8 protein-coding genes are annotated in these 16899 nt (G+C 59.8%); 3 read left to right on the top strand and 5 right to left on the bottom strand.

The genetic code is table 11. The features are described from left to right. The first annotated feature begins 85 nt into the window (after window positions 1-85). Window positions 86-1369, top strand: a complete 1284-nt coding sequence (glgC, locus tag IC232_RS06460; protein WP_190844110.1) for a glucose-1-phosphate adenylyltransferase — start codon at window positions 86-88, stop codon at window positions 1367-1369. Then, a complete protein-coding gene (glgA, locus tag IC232_RS06455) occupies window positions 1366-2814 on the top strand; it encodes a glycogen synthase GlgA (protein ID WP_190844109.1) in 1449 nt (482 codons plus the stop codon). The genes glgC and glgA (IC232_RS06455) overlap by 4 nt, the downstream gene beginning before the upstream one ends. 22 nt (window positions 2815-2836) lie before the next feature. Here glgA (IC232_RS06455) and glgX read toward each other — a convergent pair whose 3' ends face one another. The 3 genes from glgX to treZ form a co-directional block, all read right to left on the bottom strand. Then, window positions 2837-5044, bottom strand: a complete 2208-nt coding sequence (glgX, locus tag IC232_RS06450; RefSeq protein ID WP_190844108.1) for a glycogen debranching protein GlgX — start codon at window positions 5042-5044, stop codon at window positions 2837-2839. Window positions 5045-5168: 124 nt separating this feature from the next. Further along, complete coding sequence (locus IC232_RS06445) at window positions 5169-10022, bottom strand: malto-oligosyltrehalose synthase (RefSeq protein ID WP_190844107.1); 4854 nt, start codon at window positions 10020-10022, stop codon at window positions 5169-5171. Next, window positions 10019-11839 carry a malto-oligosyltrehalose trehalohydrolase gene (gene treZ / locus IC232_RS06440; protein ID WP_190844106.1) on the bottom strand — a complete coding sequence of 607 codons (1821 nt, stop codon included), beginning with the start codon at window positions 11837-11839 and terminating at the stop codon, window positions 10019-10021. Before treZ ends, IC232_RS06445 begins: the two co-directional genes overlap by 4 nt. Before the next feature lie 250 nt (window positions 11840-12089). Between treZ and glgA (IC232_RS06435) the strand changes: the two genes are divergently transcribed. Continuing rightward, the gene (glgA, locus tag IC232_RS06435; RefSeq protein WP_190844105.1) at window positions 12090-13616 is read left to right on the top strand and encodes a glycogen synthase GlgA; all 1527 of its coding nucleotides are present in this window, start codon (window positions 12090-12092) and stop codon (window positions 13614-13616) included. A 459-nt stretch (window positions 13617-14075) separates the two neighbouring features. On the opposite strand, the gene IC232_RS32265 is transcribed toward glgA (IC232_RS06435), so the two are convergent. Next, entirely contained in the window at window positions 14076-14585 is a 510-nt protein-coding gene (locus IC232_RS32265; protein WP_190844104.1) for a hypothetical protein, read from the bottom strand. 555 nt (window positions 14586-15140) lie between these two features. Next, window positions 15141-16562, bottom strand: a complete 1422-nt coding sequence (locus tag IC232_RS06425; RefSeq protein ID WP_190844103.1) for a protein adenylyltransferase SelO — start codon at window positions 16560-16562, stop codon at window positions 15141-15143. Window positions 16563-16899: the final 337 nt, after the last annotated feature.

Genomic DNA, 16899 nt, shown 5'->3' with positions numbered 1-16899 from the left:
CTTGAAGTCGATCACGCAATAAGTACCAGCAGCCATCTCGGCCCCTATATAATCAGGTGACTGCCATTGATGTGAGGACCTGGCCTTGCCGAATTCCAGCGTTCCCTACGCGCCTCTCGCCCGTCACGCCATGGCGTATGTTCTCGCCGGAGGACGTGGCAGCCGGTTAATGGAATTGACTGACATTCGCGCCAAGCCCGCGGTCTATTTCGGGGGCAACACTAGGATTATCGATTTTGCACTCTCGAACGCCTTGAACTCCGGCATCAGACGCATCGGAGTGGCAACACAGTACAAGGCCCACAGCCTGATCCGGCATCTGCAGCGGGGCTGGAACTACTTCCGGGCCGAGCGGAACGAGAGCTTCGATATCCTGCCAGCCAGCCAGCGTGTCTCGGAAACCATGTGGTACGAGGGCACGGCCGATGCGGTGTATCAGAACATCGACATCATCGCGAGCATCGATCCCGAGTACATCATCATCCTTGCGGGTGATCATATCTACAAAATGGATTACGAACTCATGTTGCGGCAGCACGTGGACATGGGGGCTGATGTGACCGTTGGCTGCCTCGAGGTGCCGCGCATGGAGGCGACCGGCTTCGGGGTGATGGCCGTTGATGAGACGGATCGCATCGTCTCCTTTCTCGAAAAGCCTGCCGACCCGCCCGGAATGCCGGACAACCCGGACAAGGCCCTGGCGAGCATGGGCATCTATGTCTTCAACACCCGGTTCCTGTTCGATCAGCTGAGGCGCGATGCGGAGACACCCGGCTCGAACCGGGATTTCGGAAAGGACATCATCCCCTATCTGGTCCAGCACGGCAAAGCCGTAGCACACCGGTTCACCCTCTCCTGCGTCCGCTCCGGAGCTGAGGCCGGTGGAAGCGACGCAGAGGCCTATTGGCGGGACGTCGGGACCGTGGATGCGTACTGGGAGGCTAACATCGATCTGACGGCGATCGTGCCCTCCCTCGATCTTTATGACCACGACTGGCCAATCTCCACCTTCACGGAAACATGGCCGCCGGCGAAGTTCGTTCACGATCAGGAGGGTCGCCGCGGTCACGCCATCAACTCGCTCGTTTCCAGCGGCTGCATCGTGTCGGGAGCGGCGCTGCGCCAGTCGCTCGTTTTTACGGGCGTGCATCTCCATTCCTATGCCTCTGTCGAGGGAGCCGTCATTCTTCCCTATGCAGATGTCGGAAGAGGTGCGCGCCTCAAGAACGTTGTTGTCGACCGGGGCGTACGCATCCCCGACGGGCTTGTGGTCGGCGAGGATCCAGAACTCGACGCGCAGCGGTTCCGCCGCACTGAGAAGGGCATCAGCCTCATCACAAAGCCGATGATCGAGAGACTGACTGGATGAGGCCTCTGAACGTTCTATCCGTCACGTCAGAGATCTTTCCCATCATCAAGACAGGTGGATTGGCCGATGTCGCCGGAGCCCTTCCATCCGCCCTTGCCGCGGAAGGCGTGAAGGTCATCACGCTCGTTCCGGGGTATCCTGCCGTTCTGGGGACTCTTGAGAGCTCGAACGTCGTCCATCGTTATCCCGGCCTCTTCGGCGGAACGGCAAGCCTGCTGTCAGGAAGAGCAGGGGATCTGGACCTTTTCGTCATCGACGCCCCGCATCTCTTCGACAGGCCCGGTTCTCCCTACCTCGCGCCCGATGGCCGGGACTGGCCCGACAATGCGCAGCGCTTCGCGGCCCTCGCCCGGGCGGCGGCCGACATCGGACAAGGACTGGCGCCAGGATTCGTACCCGACGTGGTTCATGCCCATGATTGGCAGGCCGGGCTCGTGCCGATCTACCTGAGCCTCGCGGAGGGCCCGCGTCCCGCAACGGTAATGACGATACACAACATCGCCTTTCAGGGCGTCTTTCCACCATACCTGTTGTTCGAACTGGGATTGCCGGCCAGCACCTTCACCATCGACGGCGTTGAATACTATGGGCAGATCGGATTCCTGAAGGCCGGCTTGCAACACGCGGATCGGATCACGACCGTTTCACCGACCTATGCCAAGGAAATCCAGACGCGAGAGGGCGGAATGGGTCTCGATGGATTGCTTCGGGTTCGCGCCATTGCCGTGTCCGGCATTCTCAACGGAGTCGATGACAAGGTCTGGGATCCTTCTGCGGACACCAACCTCATGCAGACATACGACCGTGACAATATCGATGCCCGGATCGCCAACAAGGAGGGCCTGCAGAAGCGCTTGGGCTTGAGTCAGGATCCTGACGTCATGCTCTTCGGCGCCGTCAGCCGCCTGTCCGAGCAGAAAGGTCTCGACCTCGTGCTTGCCAGCTTGTCGAGGCTGCTTGCAGGCGGCGCACAACTGGCGCTCCTGGGCTCCGGAGAGAGGGGCCTCGAGGAAAGCTTCAGGACCGCCAGCATTGTTCATCCTGGCCAAGTCGGATGTTTCTTCGGCTATGACGAAGGGCTCGCCCACCTGATCCAGGGCGGCAGCGACGCCCTACTTGTGCCGTCACGGTTTGAACCCTGTGGCCTGACGCAGTTGTGCGCCATGCGCTACGGGAGCGTGCCCATCGTGTCCCGGGTTGGCGGATTGGCCGATACGGTGATCGATGCCAATGAAATGGCAGTCGCTGCCGGCGCCGCCACAGGTTTCCAATTCGGACCTGTTGCAGTCTCGCCGCTTACGGATGCCATTGACCGAGCGAAAGCCCTTTGGCGCGACAGGCAGGCATGGCGGCGCCTACAGGACAACGGCATGAGTGCGGATGTGAGTTGGCGTCGCCCCGCAAAGCAATATGCCGACCTCTACCGCTCCTGCCTGCCCACGTAAGATCGATGGTAAAAGCGCCGTATCAGGCGCTCTTCCTTTTTTCAGGCTTCGGCTGCTTGGCTGGCTTCAGCTGGAACAAAAGCAGGGAATGAGCCGTGACTGTATAGACCTTGCCGAAACCGAATTCCGCCGGAGTGTCCAAATCAGGCTGGTTGGTGTCGATGTGACACATCCAGGCCTCTCCGCCGATCACCTCCGGCAAGGTGCACTTCACCACATCGCTGTGAGCATTCAGGATCATGAGGAGAGTCACGTCCGTGCCTCGCCTGCGGATGCCGGTCGGCTGCGCACGTCCATCCAGCAGGATGCTGATGCAGCGGGCATTGGGATCCTCCCAGTTCTCAGGCGTCATCTCATCGCCTGCGGGAGTGAGCCATGTCACGTCCTTGACGTCGAGCTCCTCGTTATAGATGCCGGAAAGAAAGCGCATGCGCCGCAGGATCGGCAGGTTCTGACGCAGCTGGATCAGCTTGCGGGTGAACTCGAGAAGGTCAACTCCGTCCTCGTCGATTCCTTCCCAATCGATCCAGGAGACCTCGTTATCCTGACAATAGGCGTTGTTGTTGCCCTGCTGGGTACGGGCGAACTCGTCACCGGCCAGCAGCATCGGCGTTCCTTGCGAGAAGAGCAGGGTGGCCAGCATGTTGCGGATCTGGCGCAGGCGCAGCGAGCGTATCTCCGGATCATCCGTCGGTCCTTCAACGCCATAGTTGAAGGAGAGGTTATGATCGTGGCCGTCCTTGTTGTCCTCTCCGTTCGCCTCGTTGTGCTTCTCGTTGTAGGAGACGAGATCGTTTAGCGTGAAGCCGTCATGGGCGGTGATGAAATTCACGGAAGACCAGGGTCGACGCCCGCGCTTGTTGAAGATGTCCGCTGATGCCGTGAGGCGGGCTGCAAGCTCCGGCAGCTTTCCCTCTTCACCCTTCCAGTAGGCACGCACCGTATCGCGATAGCGGTCGTTCCACTCGGCCCAGCCGGGCGAGAAGCGCCCGACCTGATAGCCTCCCGGTCCGCAATCCCATGGTTCAGCAATCAGCTTGACTTGGCTGAGCGCAGGATCCTGGCGACAGGCATCAAGGAAGCGGCCATCTTCCTCGAAACCATGCGGCTCACGGCCCAGGATCGTCGCGAGATCGAAGCGGAAGCCGTCGATCTGAACCTCCTGCGCCCAATAGCGCAATGAATCCGTGACCATCTGGAGCACACGGGAGTGGCTGAGGTTTACCGTGTTTCCGGTACCCGTGTCGTTGATGTAGTAGCGGGGATCGGGCGCAAGCCGGTAATAGGAAGCGTTGTCGATGCCCCGGAAGGAGAGGGTCGGCCCCAGTTCGTTGCCTTCGGCCGTGTGGTTGTAAACCACATCCAGGATCACCTCGATTCCGGCATCGTGGAGATGGCTCACCATCTCCTTCACCTCGTTGATGAAGGGCGTTGCGAGGTAGCGCGGTTGTGGCGCGAAAAAGCCGATCGAATTGTAGCCCCAGTAGTTCTTCAGCTTTTTCTCGACCAGATAGCTGTCATCCACGAAAGCATGAATCGGCAGCAGCTCGACCGCTGTGACGCCGAGACTCCTGATGTACTCGATCACCTCATGCTGCATGAGCCCTGAGAACGTGCCGCGAAACTCCTTCGGCACTGCCGGATGCTGCATGGTGAAGCCGCGCAGATGAGTCTCGTAGATGATGGACCGTTCCCACGGGATCTGCGGCCGCCGCGCCCGCGCCCAGGTAAAAGCCGACTCCACGACCCGGCATTTTTGCATGAACGACGCGCTGTCGCGCTTGTCGAAGGAAAGGTCGGCATCGGGCGATCCGAGGGTGTATCCGAACAGTGCCGGGTTCCACTTCAGGTCGCCGATGAGCTGCTTGGCGTAAGGATCGAGCAGGAGCTTGTTGGGGTTGAAGCGGTGGCCGGCCATGGGCTCGTAGGGGCCATGAACCCGGTAGCCGTAGGTTGTGCCTGGCCGCGCATCCGGCAGGTAACCATGCCAGACCTCATCCGTGTATTCTGGAAGCTCGATCCGCTCGATTTCCCGCTCGCCGTCTTCGTCGAACAGGCAAAGCTCAACCTTCGTGGCATTCGCGGAGAAGATTGCAAAATTGACGCCTAGCCCATCCCATGTGGCTCCAAGTGGGTAGGGAAGTCCTTCCCGGACGCGGGACGTGCGCCGCACGTTCGGGGCGACGATCTGAGGCTGCGACTGCTCACGGGTATCTACTTTGTCATTCATTGGAAATCTCGGAAGCCAAGCGAGGCAAAATGTCTGTGCTCGTCAACGCGCAAGCCTGCAGGAAGTCCCCGCTAAGCTGAACTATAAGTTCGGCTCTCCATTCTCGCAGACGACTTGCATTTGCCTATGAGGGCCTCAGCCTGAGAACGGCGAAAGGAACGTCCCCCATCAGGCCAGACACTTTTGCCCGACTCCCGTCAACAAGCACTTCATTGCCTGTTATCACGTTCAGCCAACGACCCTGTGCAAGCTCAATGCTTGTGTCCCCCCAAATTGCAGCATCGATGGATGGGTTATCGCTCTTCATCAATCCTGCCCACAGACGCGGAACGACGATGGCAAGCGAATCGGCCCCATGCCGCCTGACATAAGCCAGAAGATGGTCCGCACGGTCACCTTCGGCTTTCAGCGTCTGATAGTTGCCTTCCGCATAGAGTGCAGGTGATTGGGCCCGGTCTCGCAACAGAGCGGCGATGATCCTCTGCTTGATCCGCCCATCAGTCCAAGCCCTCATCAGAGAGGTGAGAGCGTCATCTTTCTCCAGCGCAATGGAACGAGCTGCGTAATCCACCGGACGCCGGTTGTCGGGATCGACCAGGGAGAAATCCCAGAACTCCGTACCTTGATAGATGTCAGGCACACCGGGCAATGTCAGCTTGAGGGCTGTGCGGGTCAATCCGTTCAGCATGCCCAATACAGACAGGCGCCGGTTCAGATCACCGAAGCGTTCCAGGAATGAGGCCTTCGGATCGAGCACGGCTCTGAGAAGCCCGAGAGCGGCCTCCTCATAGGCTTCATGCGGGGCAACCCAGCTCGTGTGTCGCTTGGCTTCACGGAGCGCCTTCGTGAGATAGCCCTCCATCCGCTCCTGAAACGAGGCCAATTTCTTGCAATCAGCCTTCTCCAGAAGTTCCAAGGGCCACGCGCCAAGGAGGGCCTGGAGCAGGATGACCTGATCGTTGTCATCAGGCGCCGGAACCCCGTCGATCTGTGACAGGTGAGGGGATGCCAGCTCCTTCCAGAGCTCGAGGGCCTCCGCCCATTCTTCTGGCATTTCGGAGAGTGCAAGAAGCCGGGCGCGCGCATCTTCGCCGCGCTTGGTGTCGTGCGTTGCGGTGGCGATCATGGCGTGAGGCCAGTTTTGCGCACGATCTTCGTTTAACCGATGGAAGCCCTCTGGTGACAGGCCGAAATGACCGGGATCACCGCCTACTTCGTTCAGGGCAATCAGGCGGCCATACCGGTAGAAGAGCGTGTCCTCCAGGCTCTTGGCCATGACAGGCCCTGTGAGCTGCTGGAACCGGCGGCGGAAGCGGCGCACGTTGTCAGCGTCGCCGGACTGCGTTCGGCCGAGAAGGGCCGAGGCGATGAAGCCATGCACGGTTTGATCGGGAAGAGCGCTGGAGGTTTTGGCAGCCGCGATCGTTTCCTCGATCAGCCGCACGTCCTCGGCTGCAGGCTCACCTTCTTTCAGATAGCTGCGGTAGACGGGGAACGCGGCAACGATCTCTACCAAGGCTTGGCGCAGGGCGAATGTGGTATAGTCGCGTGTGCGGCGGTTGGCATCGGCGATGACCTTGATGTCGGAGACCAGAACCCCGAGTTCGCTGGCGAAGTTCTTCTCCATGATCTCGACCTTGGCTTCCTTAAGGAGATCCCCGTAGGAGCCCTGGAGACCCGATCCCTCGCGGTAGATCCGCTCGAAATCATCGCTCGCTCGTCCGTCCACCAGCACGCCGTCGATCACGTTGAGTGTGTCGTATCCCGACGTTCCTGCCACGGGCCAGGGGGGCAGTTCCTCGCCGGGCTCAAGGATCTTCTCGACCACCACGTAGAAACCGGGGCCAACCTTCTCTTGAAGGGTGCGGGCATAGCCCTCCGGGTCGGCGAGGCCATCGATGTGGTCAATCCTGAGGCCGTGAACGAGACCCTCGTTCACGAGGCGGAGGATCAGCTCATGAGTCTTGTCGAAGACGTGCGGGATCTCGACGCGGATGCCGGCCAGGGTATTGATGTCGAAGAACCGGCGGTAGTTGATATCGCTCGATGCCACCCGCCAGAAGGCAAGACGGTAGACCTGCGCCTCCAGCAGGCGGTGCAGGGCCTCGAAGCTTCCCGCATCATCCGGGTTTCCGTTAAAGGCCGCAACGGCTCTATCGATGGCTTTCCGCATGTCCGCAGAGCCAGCAACAGCCTGTGCGAGATCATGCTTCAGCCCCTCCGCCTCTACTGGAAGAGAAGAGGAACTCCCGCTGGTGGCCTGCTCTCTCATGGCGTGCAAGCGTTCGGTGACGTTTCGCAGCTTCCCGGCTTTTTCGGGATTGCTCAGGGACACCAAAGCGCGATCGAGGATCTCGGGGTAAGTTGTCGGACAAACCGGGAAACGATGCTCCCAATGCCACACGCTGAAGGAGCCGTTCTCGGGATCGAATTTCAGCTGCAGTTCACCTCTTTCGAGAACCTCGCCATAAAGGCCACCCAGGGATGGGATGATCAGCTTTCCCTCTGCTCCGGGACGCTCCCAGTCGATGTCGAAAGCATCGGCCACGGGGGAGAGGCGCCCCCATTCCAGCACGGAGAGCCACCAGCCGTTGGATTCTCCGCCGACGCCCATGTGGTTCGGTACAATGTCGAGCACGAGTTTGAGGCCGTGCTCCTTCAGAGCCTTAGAGAAACGGCGGAACCCTTCCTCGCCACCGAACTCCGGATTGATCACGGAATGATCGACGATGTCGTAGCCGTGGGTGGATCCCGGCGCGGCCGCCTGGATGGGCGAGGAATAGACATGGCTGATGCCGAGCCTTGCCAGATAAGGCACAATCTTCACGGCATCGTCGAACGTGAAATCCTTGTGAAATTGCACGCGGTAGGTGGCGCGCGGTGGCGGCGAGGCAAGGCTGCTCCTGCGGGCGCGAATGTCCCGGCCCTCTTCGGTGAGGGCGACGGCGAGCTTCGCCAGCAGACTGCCCGGAGCGGCAATGTCCTCGACCGTGTTCGACAGCCTGCGGCGCCAGTTGGGGTGACCAACGTCCATGCCCGGCATATTCGGCTGGTTCAGCTCGCCGGATGCATCCTCGATCTGCACGGCTGTGAGCACTGAGGACGTGCGGGCGAGGTAACGGATGGTTGCTTCCAGCGGCGGCTCTTCCGGTGCCTGCATCGAGGCTAGAAGACCCTCTGCCGCAAGCGCCTTGGTGTAATGAACCTTGTCAGCCTTGCGTGCGACACGCTCTTGGTCAGAGGTCTTCGGGTTAAAGATGCCGAGGGTCTGGCGCAGGTCAACATCGAGGCCGCGCCACCATCCTGTGAAGGTCGGCAGGTCGTGGGTGGTGATCACGGCAAGGGCCGAACGTGGGTATTGGGCCGGTTTCTTGAAGGCCGAGCCCTCGCGCTCGAAGGGGAGGACCCGGTAGCTGAGAACACCCGATTCCATGATCGCATCGGAGAAGCCTTCAGGCGCGGTTCCGAGGTCTTCCGCAATCACGAGACAACGCGCGCGGTGGCTCTCGATGCGCAGCACCGCCAGCATGGCCTCGAACGGGTAATCCACATAGGCCCCCTGCGAGGCCGGAGCACCGGACGGAATCAGGAAGAGACGCTGAAGCTGGAAGGCGTGGTCGATGCGGATCGCGCCGGCATGGCGCATGTTGGCCGAGACGAGATTGCGGAAGGCAGCAAGACCCTGCTCTTCCAGGGTGAGCGGGTTGAAGGGCGGCAGACCCCAATCCTGCCCCTGCGGGCCGAGCGGATCCGGCGGCGCGCCGATGGATAACCCGGGAGCATAGCGCTCGGGCGTCGACCAGATCTCAGATCCGCCGCCATCTGACCCAACGGCAAGATCGCGATAAAGTCCGATGGGAAGTCCGGCGGCGCGGGCCCGCTGGGCGGCCTGCCCCAACTGCCGGTCTGCCAACCATTGCAGCCAGGCATGGAAGGCGACACGCTCTGGCTTCTCCAACCGGAAGCGCCCGACCTCGTCAGAACGGACTGACCGGAAGGAGTCGGGCCACTCGCCGGTCCAGAAGCGACCTTGCGCCCGGAAATGGTCGGAGAGCGCCTCGAAGGTCGCGTGCGCCTCCAGAGCTTCGCCGCCCTGTCGGCGGAAAGCGTCGAGAGCACTATGATCACCCGAGGCTTGGAACCAGGTCCACAGAGCATCCAGGATCGGGATCTTGATGGCCCAGACCTCGGCATAATCGATCAGTGAAGCATCTCGCAGCTTGGCGAGGCGCTTTTGCACGTCTGGTGCCTCAAGGAGTTTCTGCGCGCCACTCTCAATGAAACCTTCGACAATCGTCGGGTCAATGTAGAGGGATTCGAGGAACAGGCGCGAGGATGGAGAATAGGGGGATATCTTCGAACGATCCGCCGCGAAAAGTGCGTGGACCGGGCTCAGGCCCAGGAACGCGCCGCCAACACGACCGACACCCTCTGCGGCGAGCCCCACGTCCGAGTAGTCGCCGATCCCGAGATCACGCTCTGAGCGCAGGGAATAGACCTGTGCCGTCAACCCCCACAATCTCGCGTCACCCTTCAGAGCTTCGGGCTCCCAACACCTCTCAGGAGCGGCGATGATGGTTGCCGCTCGGTCACCCAACTGAAGTTGGTGATAGCCCATTGGAAGGGAGGGCAGGTCGAGAGTGCGGCTGGCCTTGGTAAGCCGGCCATCATGGGTGGTTCCGTCTTCCTCCGTCAGCGTCCAGGTCGAGGCATCAGCTGCCCCACGCAGCTTGATCTTCCCGGGTGCTCCGGCTTCGACCGTTATAACAGCGGGCACTGAGCCTGCTTTCAGTCGCTCAAGGCGCTTCAGACTCTCCTGTGCGCCTTTCTCGGATGAGACGTCGAGCCCGAGAGCGGAGAGCAGGGCTTTGCGCGTCTCGGAACTCGTCTCAACGCGTTTCCCGAAGGCATCGCTGTAGTCTGGGGAAATGCCGACAAGCGCGGACACCCGCTCAAGCAGAGCATCCAGCTTGCTCATGCGGATGCTCCCTTCATGACGATTGCCGACCAAGGCGGAAGCTGAACGCTTTGATCCGCATTCTCGGCGTTCCCGTTGGACCAGAGCACGCGAAAATTTTCGTCCGTCGCCGCACTCACGGTCCTGTCTCCGAAATTGGCCAGCAGGCGAAGCGTGCCAGCTGAAAAGGTCCAGTTCACGGCGAGAGCTCTTTCGGGTGAGATCGTATAGCGCGAGCCGCGATACTGGCTCTTTAGAAGAGGCACAATCTCCGTCTGTCGAAGGTCAAGCAGGTGACGGGTCTGCGCGTGAAACTCTCGATGAGGCGATTGCCGAGGCTCTGACCAATCGATCCTGGATCGCTCGAAGGTCGCGCGGTCGGTCGGATCGGGAATGCGCTGCGACATCTCCGGATCCGTGAAAGCCTTGAAGCGCTTGAACTCGCCGCGTCGTCCCTCGCGTACGGCTTTGGCCAGATCCGGCTCGCTCTCGAAATCGACGAAGAACTGGAATGGCGTCGAGGCGGCCCACTCCTCGCCCATGAAAATCAGCGGGATGTGCGGCGACAGGAGGAAGACGCCTTGTGCGAGAGCGAGGCGCTCGGGTGAGATCAGATGCGAAAGGCGTTCACCGAAGGCGCGATTGCCCACCTGATCGTGGTTCTGAAGAAAGGACACGAAGGCTGTTGGTGTCAGATGGCCCGAGGGCTCGCCGCGGGTGACGCCGTCCTTATGCGGAGACGGGTCGCCCTGATAGGCGAAACCTTCCGCCAGCGCTCGTCCGAGGTGCTCGAGCGGTCGGTTGGCATAATCTTCGTAATAGCCTTCGTTCTCGCCGGTCAGAAGCGCATGCCACGCGTTGTGGATGTCATCGGCCCATTGTGCCGTGTGGAGCTTTGGTTGCCCATCAGCTTCGCGGCCTAGCCAGCGCGCCTGGTTGGCTTCATTTTCGAGCACCAGGTGAACGTGGCGATCGGGAATGGCTTCACGGATTCTGTTTGCCAGCTCCTCAATGAAATGCGGCTTGCCGTCGTCCACAATCGCATGCACGGCATCGAATCGAAGGCCATCGATATGGAATTCCTCCAGCCAGTAGAGCGCGTTGTGAAAGAAGAAGTCGCGCACGTTGCGGCTGCCTTCCCCATCCACGTTGATGCCCGCGCCCCAGGGCGTCGGGTGACGCTCCGTGAAGAAGGTCGTTGCATAGGCGTGGAGATAATTGCCTGACGGGCCGAAGTGATTGTAGACCACGTCGAGGAAGACCATGATGCCGAGGGCATGTGCGCGTTCCACGAGGCGCTTCAGGTCGTCGGGGCTGCCATAGGCTGCATCCGGCGCGTAGGGGAGAACGCCGTCATAGCCCCAGTTGCGCCGTCCCGGGAACTCGCCGATGGGCATGAGTTCGACGGCCGTGATGCCGAGATCGCGCAGGTCCTCCAACTTGGTCACCAGGCCTGCGTAGGTGCCCTCTGGGGTGGCAGTGCCCACATGCACTTCATAGAGGACGGTCTCTTCCCAGGAACGTCCCGTCCAAGCTGTGTCAGACCAATGATATGCTCCGGGATCCACAACGAGGCTCAGGCCGTGGACATCATCAGGCTGAAATCTGGAAGCTGGATCGGGCACCACGAGGCTGCCATCAATTTTATAGCCGTAGCGGCTGCCCGCATGAGCATCCTGTGAAACGTGGCGATACCAACCATCGTCATCGGCCACAATTGGAAGCTCGGCCGTATCGAGCACGAGCCGCACATCCTTGGCCGTGGGAGCCCATAGGGCAAAGCGAATACCATCGGGGGTTATCTCAGCCCCGAAGGGCATGGAGTGAACGCGCCGCATCTGAACTCCGGAAAGCAGGGGAAGGCACTTGCGAACGAACATTGCAGGGCAATGTTCCGGAGCAAAACGAAAAACGGCCAAGCTGATTTCTGTAAGTCGTGCATTGCGCGCGTTGATCAGCCAAGCTGGCCGAAAGGGTTAATCAAAAATTTCATGAAAATTCTGTGGAACCACATCCTGGCTGAGTGAGTTAAAAGCCCGACTGCCTATGGCGCGGGGGAGTCGATGGGGATCGCGCCTCTGAGCTAACATGCTGGATTCATCTCAACTGGACACTGTTTCAGGTGTCTCGACCTTGGCGCATGCCGAACTTCTAAGTAGTGCCCAGGCTTCCGTTTCCATTAAGCGCCGTCAATCGATTCTTTTCGTTACATCCGAGATCGCTGATTACATCAAGGCTGGTGGCCTCGGTGAAGTGTCGGCGGCATTGCCCCGCGCGCTCCGCCATCACTACGATGTACGAATTCTCATCCCGGGCTATCGCCAAGTTCTGTCGCAGATCGGCGATGTGGAGGAAATAGCCCGGCTGCCGGCGTCCTTCGGCATACCGGCCTGCGGCCTTGGACGCGGAACAACCCAGGACGGCCTGACGGTTTACGTGCTTCTGTGCCCGGAACTCTACGACCGTGACGGATCGCCCTATGTCGACAACTTCGGAAATGACTGGAGCGATAACGACATCCGCTTCGCGCGCCTTGGCCTGGCGGCGGCCGACATCGCCTGCGGCAATGGCGATTCCTTGTGGCGTGCCGATCTTCTGCACCTTAACGATTGGCCATCAGGACTTGCGGCAGCCTATCTTGCTTGGCGCGGGCAGCGCATTCCGACGATCCTGACGATCCACAACCTCGCCTATCAGGGAAACTTCGACCGGAATCGCTTATCCCATTTGGGCATTCCCGATGCAGCCTTTCAGATGAACGGCGTCGAATTTTACGGCAAGCTCTCGTTCCTGAAGGCAGGCATATACTACTCGTCACATATCACGACCGTCAGCTCCACCTATGCCCAGGAGATCACACGCCCGGAATTCGGGTGTGGTCTCGATGGCCTTCTGCGGACCCGCGCCGAAGAGGGGCGTCTCGACGGCATCATCAACGGCATTGATGCGAGCTGGGATCCGAGCACCGACCCTTATTTGGTCAGCCGATTTACGGCCGAGAACTTCCGAGGCAAGCGTGCAAACGCCAATATTGTGCGCAAAAACTTCGGACTCGACGTATCCTCTGGGCCTCTGTTTGCGGTGGTGTCGCGCCTCGTTCATCAGAAAGGCGTCGACCTCGCCATCTCGGCGGCGGAAACGATCGTCTCCCAAGGGGGACAGATCGCGGTAATCGGACAGGGTGAGGCTCGGTTCGAGGCGGAACTGAAAGCTCTGTCGAGCCGCCATCCCGGTTCCGTCGGCGTCAGGATCGGATATGACGAGGGCGATGCCCGTCGCATGTATGCAGGCAGCGATTTTCTGCTCATGCCTTCCCGGTTCGAGCCTTGTGGCCTCAGCCAGATGTATGCGCAGCGCTTCGGCTCCCTGCCCATCGCGCACAGGACCGGCGGGTTGGCCGACACGATCGAGGATGGTGTCACTGGGTTCCTGTTTGGCGAACCTTCGCTCAACCGGTTCAAGGATGCGATCAGGCGAGGCCTTGAGACCTTCCGTTCGAGGTCTCGTCTCACGGCCATGCGTCGCGCTGCGATGAACAGGCCTCACGGTTGGGATCGTTCCGCCTCACGGTATCAGGATGTGTATGAGCGCGCCTGCCAAGCGGCTGCTGCGTGACCGCTAAAGCATTTCATAACCGGGCTGAACGGGTCTCAGCCCGGTTTGTTGACAGCGCTCTTCGGTTGGTCTGCAATGGTAAGTTACTGTGGCCTAGTTATTGAGCCTGTGCCTTCTGCATGGATCGCCGGGTTGATCGCTCCAGGGCTCGCTTGAAAATTTCTTTGTAAACCATCCATCAACACTGCCATACGGCATTGGAGAGTTTACAATTCCCATGCAGCCGATCCTACGGCTGCCATATGCTATGGACAGGCGCACGGCCAGCGTGATTCAACGCTGCAGCACCCGTGTTGAGAATGCGGACATTTCTGAAATGCGCACCTCCACTGACCCAGCGGGCTTAGCCCCTTCATAGGCTCTATAGATACGTCTTTCCGGGACACCCTCTTATAACGCACAACCCCTCGGTGGCATCTGCTACCGAGGGGTTGTGTTGCATGATCTTAGGGTTCTGACTTAGCGGTTCGTATCGTCCTTGCCATTCGGGCTGCCGTCACCGCCACCATTTCCATAGCCATTGTTGCCGTTGCCACCACCATTGTTGCCGTTGTTACCTTTGCCGCCGTTCCCGCCATCTGAGTTGCCGGGACCGTTGGAGTGAGAGCCGTTAGCGTTGTTGCCTGGTGTGCCGCCTGAGTTGCCGGGAGCATTATCTACACCATTGCCGCCGCCATTATTACCCCCGGTGCCACCGTTTCCGTTGCCGCCATTGCCACCGTTACCCCCGGTGCCGCCATTGCCGCCCGTGCCGCCATTGCCGCCCGTGCCGCCGTTGCCGCCTGTACCGCCCGTGCCACCGTCATTGCCGGTGCCACCATTGCTGCCGGTTCCGCCCGTGCCGCCATTGCTGCCGGTGCCGCCATTGCTGCCCGTACCACCGGTTCCCGAGTTGCCGCGATCTGCAACAGCGCCACCACCACGGCTGGGGCCCCGTCCGTCATTGACGTTGCCGGGTGAGCCAACCACAGGATTTCCAGCGCCGGGAACAACGGTCTGATTACGGCCAACCGAGCCGGTCACAGCGTCGGTCTGACTCCGTTCACTGGTACGATCGTCCATCCTGCGCAGGGCCTGAGGGCGGATGGCGCAACGGCAGAGTTCCTGACCTTGCACGATTTGAAGCCGGCAGTTGTGGTACATGGAGGGATTGGCAACAGCCGGAATGCACTGTGGCCCGGACCTGAAACTTTGCGCAGAGGCCGGGGAGCCAATTGCAAGGAAGAGGGCTGCGCCAGACAAAGCAAGAGCGTGTGAGCGCTTCATGTGTTCACCTACATAATTAGCCAATTGTGATGTGTAGCTGCTTTAAGACAGCGTGCTTGGCTAACAGGCGCATGTATATGAATAACGTTCCTGGCTTATGATAAAAATCTAATCGTTATCCGAGGGGAACTTTCCTGAGGCATACGCTATGCTAGACTTAAATGGCTTGGTTTGACAACATTATAGCTAAGTTATGCCTCATTCTAGCTTGGCCATTGCTACTATGACTGAGTGTGCAGGATAATAGTCTGCAGAAGCTCATTGGATCCGGTACGCTTCTGCCATCGCTCGAATATCGTCGAGCTTGGCGGCAAGGAGCGACCAGTCGTCTTCAGCGGCAATCGGGGCCCATATGGCTTCGACGTCATCGATGAGCATGGTGCAGGGCGTAGGCCGCTCGAAGTATGGGTGTCTGTGGTTGATGTGAGGGGAGGGTGAGAAGCCGCTAAGGGTGCTTCCGAAAGCCTGAAAGGAATCATGCTCATAGAGGCTTGCAGACTTGCTCGTCTCTGCACGCTTGGCGCTCAGGGTGCCTCCGTACCAGTCAAAGAACGTCTGCTCGAACGGAGCGTGAGTCTCGTGAAGGAAAGTCCATAGAGCCTTGGCCAAAGCCCCGTCGTGCTCGTAGCCTCTGGATTGGAGCCCGAGGCGACGCAGGATTGCCTGTGCGAACTCATAATGAAGGGCGGGCTCGAAAGAGGCGAGCGCTTGCTCAAGCAAGTCCTGCGGTGCCAGAGGGAGCAGGCACTCAGCCAAGCGGTAGAGGTTCCAGAGCAGCGCGTCAGGCTGTCGTCCGAATGCGTAGAGGCCCGTCTCGTCGAAGTAGGCTGCCGTGAAGCCTGGATCGTAATGGGGCAGAAAGCGCCATGGTCCGTAGTCGAAGCTTTCTCCCGTAACATTAATATTGTCGGTGTTGAGAACGCCGTGCACGAAGCCCGCGGCCATCCACTGCGCGCCCATGCGGGCGACGCGCTGGCTGACATGCTCGAGAAAGGCGGCCGCACGGGCCGGCTCCTCATCGCGCCAAGTCTCGGGCAGGTAAGTTCGAACACTGTAGTCGAGCAGCTTGCGGAGATTGTCGGGTTCGTTGAGATAAAGAAAACGCTGAAACGTTCCAATGCGGATGTGGGAGTGGTTGAGGCGAACCAGAACCGCCGACCGGGTGGGGGACGGTTCGTCTCCTCTCTCAAGTTCCTCGCCAGTCTCGATCAGGCTGAAGGATTTGGAAGTCTCGACTCCGAGCGCCTCCAGCATTTCAGTTGCTAGGATCTCCCGCACGCCGCCCTTGAGCGTGAGCCTCCCGTCTGCATGGCGTGACCAGGGTGTCTGCCCGCTTCCCTTGGTTCCAAGGTCGAGAAGCCGTCGATTCTCGGCATCTTTAAGCTGGGCGAAGAGAAATCCGCGCCCATCGCCGAGATGAGGATTGTAGGTCCTGAACTGATGGCCATGGTAGCGCAGGGCCAGCGGTTGCTCGAAGCTTCCAGGCAATGGTTTGAAGCGGCCGAAATGTTCGATCCATTCCTGATCCGTTAGAAGGCCGAGACCAACCCGCTCTGCCCATCGCTGGTTGCGGTAGCGCAGGATATGCTGCGGAAAGCTCGCGGGCTCGACAATATCGAAGAAAGACGGGCCAAGTTCCTCGTGATTCTTTGCAGCGATAAAGGAAGGCGAGTAGGGCATTCGAGCAATCCCGTTCAATCAATGATCAAGTCCAACAAGGCTGAATTGTTCACCCAATCAGCCGATTTGACGATGCGCAGCATGCCTGCATGGGTGAGAAGGTCATAGGAGCCACGGGTCCGAATCTGCATGGAAATTCGTTAGTACAATGTTTCATCCGGTGCGAGCGGAGGGACTGTTCGTACCAGAATTCATAATTTTTTTGCTGATTGTCTGAGTCCGAAACTGCTTTGGTTGTGGGACTTTCAGGAGAATTGCTCAAGCAGCGGCAATCGATGGCCGCGCGATCTTGTGCTTTAGCCTATTGGCGGCGGCGGTTTCGTCTCCTAAGCTTTCA

Origin of the sequence: Microvirga sp. (assembly GCF_014699075.1) — a bacterium.
Taxonomy (GTDB): Bacteria; Pseudomonadota; Alphaproteobacteria; order Rhizobiales; family Beijerinckiaceae; genus Microvirga.
Note: the sequence above shows the minus strand (reverse complement) of the source record. Positions and strands in the feature narration are given on the sequence as shown.